This window comes from Streptomyces sp. NRRL WC-3549, assembly GCF_000721935.1.
In the GTDB taxonomy this organism is placed as follows: Bacteria; Actinomycetota; Actinomycetes; order Streptomycetales; family Streptomycetaceae; genus Streptomyces.
The window spans coordinates 184,547-188,615 of the sequence record NZ_KL585383.1; the positions used below are offsets into that span (position 1 = coordinate 184,547).

A 4,069-nucleotide genomic window follows, 5' to 3' on the forward strand; every position below is an offset into this window, starting at 1 on the left:
GCTTTCCAGTTCTTCGCTTTCGCGTTTCCCTTTCCGGCGGTTCCAACCTTACCAGACTCTTTCCGTTCCGTTTCCGGCTCGAAATGTGAATCCGATGGCCATGGAAGGGCCTTTGCCTTTCGGCTGACTCGACTTTATCAGAAGCAATTCGGTTGAAGAAAATCAGCCTGTCTGCTCGGAAGAGAAGAATCGATCGGCTCTGCGGGAAAAACTGTTCCCATGCAGGAGCGAGATGAACTTTAGTCGGCCGCTTCTGGACTTGTCCAGTCCGTCGCAACCGTTAAAACCTACCTCCCCACAGCAGCCATGTCAACAGCTCTGGTGGGCGAGGATGAGACTAGCAGGTCAGCACCGGCGGTTGCACATCGGCCCGTCAGGCTGCGACCGGTTGCTCGGCACTCTGCTCGCCCGCTTCCACGTCGCCGATCTCGCCGGCCCGCGCCGCGCGTCCACCAAGGACGTAGACGTAAGCCAGAAAGACCAGTTCAGCCCCGATGCCGATGGCGATCCGCGCCCAGGTGGGCAGGCCGGACGGCGTCACGAAACCCTCGATGACACCGGAGACGAACAAGACCAGGGCCAGGCCGATGGCCATGCCCAGTGCGGCGCGCCCCTGTTGGGCCAGGGCGGCACGTCTCGTACGGGGGCCCGGGTCGATGACGGTCCAGCCGAGACGGAGACCCGTGCCGGCGGCGACGAACACCGCGGTGAGTTCGAGCAGGCCGTGCGGCAGCACGAGCCCCAGAAACGTGTCCAGACGGCCGGCCGAGGACATCAGGCCGATGCCGACGCCTAGGTTGAGGACGTTGACGAAGAGGATCCAGATGACCGGAACGCACAGGAACGCGCCAAGGACCAGGCACATGGCGGCCGCCTGCGCGTTGTTCGTCCAGACCTGCGCGGCGAAGGAAGCCGCCGGGTGGCTGGAGTAGTACGTCTCGTACTCCCCGCCGGGACGGGTCATGGCGCGCAGGTCGTCGGGGGCGGCGATCGCCGCCTGGACCTCCGGATGCGTACCGATCCACCAGCCGATGACCGCCGCCAGAACCGTCGACAGCACCGCCGTCGGTATCCACCAGTGCCGCGAGCGGTAGACCGCTGCGGGGAATCCCGCGGTCAGGAAACGTGCGGCGTCCCGCCAGGTGGCCCGGCGGGTCCCGGTCACGGCTGAGCGGGCCCGGGCGACGAGCTGGGTGAGGCGTGCGGTCAGCTGGGGATCCGGCGCGCTGGACTGGATGAGGGAGAGATGGGTGGCCGTGCGCTGGTAGAGGGTGACGAGTTCGTCCGCCTCCGTGCCGGTCAGGTCGCGCCCTCGGTGCAGGAGATGGTCCAGGCGGTCCCACTCGATGCGGTGGGTGGTCACGAAGACGTCGAGATCCATGGTCGGCTGCTGCTCCAGGCATGGGGGTGTACGGCGTACGGGTCCGTACTACGGCGGCGCGCTCCGGCCCAGCTTGGCAGACTGAGCTTCCGAGGGGCAGACAAGGGCGGCTAGGGGTGGGTGGCGATGAACGAACTCGTGACCGGGGACGCGGTCGTACTGGGATTGCAGCCGGCGAGGCTGCCGAGCCGGGCGTTGGCGGTCGTCATCGATCTTGCGGTCGTGCTGGCCGTGTTCATGCTGGTATCCGTCGGTCTGGCCGTGGCGACGGTGTCGCTCGACGACGCGGCCGGCGCCGCGATCGCCGTCGCAGCCTTCCTCCTGGTTCCGGTGGGCGGACCGATCGCCGTCGAGACGCTCACCCGTGGCCGGTCCCTGGGCAAGCTGGCCTGCGGGCTCCGGGTCGTACGGGATGACGGCGGGCCGATCCGTTTCCGGCACGCCCTGGTCCGGGGGGCGATGGGTGTGGTGGAGGTCCTCGGCACGTTCGGCGTTGTCGCCTGTGTCTCCTCGCTGGTCTCGGCGCGGGGCCGGAGGCTCGGCGACGTGTTCGCGGGCACCCTCGTCGTACGTGAGCGCCTGCCGGGGCGCGCGGCCTCGGTACCGCCACCGCCGCCCTGGCTCGTGGGGCGCTTCGCCCAGCTGGACCTCTCGGCCGTACCGGACGAACTGTGGCTCGCCGTACGCCAGTACCTGACGCGGATGCACCAGCTCGACGGCGCGGTGGGGCTGTCGATCGCCGAACGTCTGTCGGCGGACCTCGTGGCCCGCACGGGGACGCCTGCGCCGCAGGGGGTTCCGGCGGCGGCGTACCTGGCGGCGGTGGTCAACGAGCGGCAGGCGCGCGATGTCCGCCGGGTCGTGGCGTCCGCGGGCCGGGGGGCCGCGGTGTACCCGCCGACCGGGAGTCCGGCCCCCGGAGGGCTTCGCCCGGCCGCGCCCACTCCGGGCTCCTCACCCTCACCTGCGGGCTCCGCGGGGGCACAGGCCGACGGGTCCGTCCGCGTCGGGCCTTCTGCCCCCTCGGACCCCGGCGCGCCCGCGCCATCCGCGGGGCCGGAAGGGACGGGAGCGTCGGCCGGGGGCGGATTCGCTCCGCCCGCCTGATTCCGGCACGGACGCCGGTGCGTGGCGGGCCCGTTCACTCCGCCGCGCGGGGCACGGGGGCGGGCGAGGGTGGCGATTCCAGGTGTTCGAGCTCGATGCCCGGCGCGGCGAGGACCACGTCACCGGCCAGGTGGACGGTATGCCTTTCACCGGTGTCCAGTGCGCTGACCTGGTACTCGTCCACGATCAGGGGGCCGTTGTCAGTGGCGTGCGCTTCACTGTTCACCAAGGCCCACGACTGGTCGACGGTTCGGGGGGCGAGGACCGGGTCCGTGAAGGTGACCACGCGGACGCGGGTCTCGGGGGAATCGGGGGTGAGGCGCAGGAGCCGACTGGTGGCGACGAGGAACGCGGGGGAGGTACCGGAGAAGGTGTGGGCGCGGACGTTGCCTTCGGCGGCGTGAGCGCCCGTGGGGTCGGTCCGTACCCAGGTGACGCCCTGGAGGGCGGCGCCGCGGACCTGCCAACTCGCGGCGTGCAGTTCGAGACGGATGGGCCGGCCGAGCTCGTCCAGGGCCAGATCGACGGAGCCCAGATGTGCGCCGGAGGGTGCCGTCGTCCGGGAGACGTAGCGCCAGCCGGAAGGCCCGGGGGCGCAGTGGAAGTGCTCTTCACCGAGGGGGGTGTGGTCGTGGAGGTCGTGGAGCGAATATCGGCCGCGGGGCATGGGGTCCTTCGGGTTCCTCGGACCGTGCGGGTGCGATGACTTGGTGCCGTGGCGGGGTGGTTCCCCGGCACGGCGCGGAGAGCCACGGGTCTGCACGGGTCGGGCGAAGCCGCTCGGCACGAGGCGCGTGGGGCGACACGGGGCAGGCCCCCGGCACGGGGGTGCGGGGGCCTGCGCTCGGTCCTGCTGTCGAGGAAGGCCGGCCGGGTGGCCGACGGATCGCTCAGTAGCGGTAGAGGTCGGACTTGTAGGGGCCCTCGACCGGTACGCCGATGTAGTCGGCCTGCTCGGGACGCAGGGTCGTGAGCTTCACGCCCAGTGCGTCCAGGTGGAGTCGGGCGACCTTCTCGTCGAGGTGCTTCGGCAGCACGTAGACGTCGGTCGGGTAGGCCTCCGGCTTGGTGAACAGCTCGATCTGGGCCAGCGTCTGGTCCGCGAACGAGTTGGACATCACGAACGACGGGTGCCCGGTGGCGTTGCCCAGGTTCAGCAGGCGGCCTTCGGACAGCACGATCAGGACCCTGCCGTCCGGGAAGGTCCAGGTGTGGACCTGCGGCTTGACCTCGTCCTTGACGATCCCGTCGATCTTGGCCAGGCCGGCCATGTCGATCTCGTTGTCGAAGTGGCCGATGTTCCCGACGATGGCCTGGTGCTTCATCCGGGCCATGTCGCCGGCCATGATGATGTCCTTGTTGCCGGTCGTCGTGACGAAGATGTCCGCCGTCTCCACCACGTCGTCCAGGGTGGTGACCTGGTATCCGTCCATCGCCGCCTGCAGGGCGCAGATCGGGTCGATCTCGGTGATGATCACCCGCGCGCCCTGGCCGCGCAGCGACTCCGCGCAGCCCTTGCCCACGTCGCCGTATCCGCAGACGACCGCCGTCTTGCCACCGATCAGTACGTCGGTGGCACGG

General features: G+C 69.9%; 4 protein-coding genes. 1 reads left to right on the forward strand and 3 read right to left on the reverse strand.

Annotated features, from left to right (window positions below; translation table 11 throughout):
• Window positions 1-373 precede the first annotated feature (373 nt).
• Window positions 374-1,381, reverse strand: a complete 1,008-nt coding sequence (locus IH13_RS0103015; RefSeq protein ID WP_031080816.1) for a stage II sporulation protein M — start codon at window positions 1,379-1,381, stop codon at window positions 374-376.
• Between the two features lie 126 nt (window positions 1,382-1,507).
• On the opposite strand from IH13_RS0103015, the gene IH13_RS0103020 reads away from it, so the two are divergent.
• Window positions 1,508-2,488 (forward strand): RDD family protein, encoded by a 981-nt coding sequence (locus tag IH13_RS0103020; protein WP_031080817.1) that lies wholly within the window; start codon window positions 1,508-1,510, stop codon window positions 2,486-2,488.
• Between the two features lie 34 nt (window positions 2,489-2,522).
• Here IH13_RS0103020 and IH13_RS0103025 read toward each other — a convergent pair whose 3' ends face one another.
• Both IH13_RS0103025 and IH13_RS0103030 read right to left on the reverse strand, forming a co-directional pair.
• Entirely contained in the window at window positions 2,523-3,155 is a 633-nt protein-coding gene (locus IH13_RS0103025; protein ID WP_031080819.1) for a hypothetical protein, read from the reverse strand.
• A gap of 223 nt (window positions 3,156-3,378) precedes the next feature.
• On the reverse strand, window positions 3,379-4,069 hold a 691-nt coding region (locus tag IH13_RS0103030; protein ID WP_031080821.1), incomplete at its 5' end, for an adenosylhomocysteinase.

Coding starts and splice junctions, on each gene's coding strand:
- IH13_RS0103020 (WP_031080817.1), top strand. CDS start 1,508: ATGAACGAACTCGTGACCGGGGACGCGGTCGTACTGGGATTGCAGCCG.
- IH13_RS0103015 (WP_031080816.1), bottom strand. CDS start 1,381: ATGGATCTCGACGTCTTCGTGACCACCCACCGCATCGAGTGGGACCGC.
- IH13_RS0103025 (WP_031080819.1), bottom strand. CDS start 3,155: ATGCCCCGCGGCCGATATTCGCTCCACGACCTCCACGACCACACCCCC.